The following is a 280-nucleotide window of genomic DNA, read 5'->3' on the forward strand; positions in this document are numbered from 1 at the left end:
TGCTTAGCATTGCTAAGGGCTATGGCATCACTTACGAGATGCTGACCGGCGATTTACGAGGTGTGAACTACTCCAGTATTCGCGCTGGGCTCCTTGAGTTCCGTCGTCTCTGCCAGCAGGTTCAGCACCACATGATCATTCACCAGTTCTGTCGGCCTGTAGGGCGTTGGTTTATGGATTTTGCCGTAGCCAGCGGAGCGGTGGTCATTCCTGACTACTTGCAACGCCGCCGCTATTACAACCGAGTCAGCTGGCGCACTCCTCGCTGGGAAGAAGTGGA

1 pseudogene is annotated in these 280 nt (G+C 55.0%); it reads left to right on the plus strand.

What is annotated here, in order from left to right:
- Positions 1-38: 38 nt before the first annotated feature.
- Positions 39-280: pseudogene (locus tag ACO0LB_RS20985) on the plus strand (phage portal protein); the annotation flags it as partial.

Origin of the sequence: Undibacterium sp. SXout7W (assembly GCF_049339385.1) — a bacterium.
GTDB lineage: Bacteria > Pseudomonadota > Gammaproteobacteria > Burkholderiales > Burkholderiaceae_D > Undibacterium.